Origin of the sequence: Novosphingobium clariflavum (assembly GCF_026420865.1) — a bacterium.
Classification (GTDB): Bacteria; Pseudomonadota; Alphaproteobacteria; order Sphingomonadales; family Sphingomonadaceae; genus Novosphingobium; species Novosphingobium clariflavum.
This window is the reverse complement of the sequence record NZ_JAPCWC010000132.1, coordinates 1-237: the sequence shown is the minus strand read 5'-3', so window position 1 is coordinate 237 and position 237 is coordinate 1. Positions and strand designations below refer to the sequence as shown.

At 67.9% G+C, this 237-nt stretch carries 1 protein-coding gene; it reads left to right on the top strand.

Annotated features, from left to right (window positions below; all coding sequences use genetic code 11):
• Nucleotides 1–237 (top strand): recombinase family protein (locus OKA11_RS24605; RefSeq protein ID WP_267225278.1); only part of this gene is annotated, 237 nt, incomplete at both ends.

Genomic DNA, 237 nt, shown 5'->3' with positions numbered 1-237 from the left:
CTCACCGGCAAGGGCGCGCAGATCGACACCACGACGCCATCGGGCCGGATGGTGTTCGGCATTTTTGCCACACTGGCGGAGTTTGAGCGGGATATGATCCGCGAGCGCACCATGGCTGGCCTGGCCGCTGCCCGCGCGCGGGGACGCAAGGGTGGCCGCAAGTTCGCCCTCTCCAAGGCCCAGGTGCGGCTCGCTCAGGCTGCTATGGCCCAACGCGACACGTCCGTTTCCGACCTC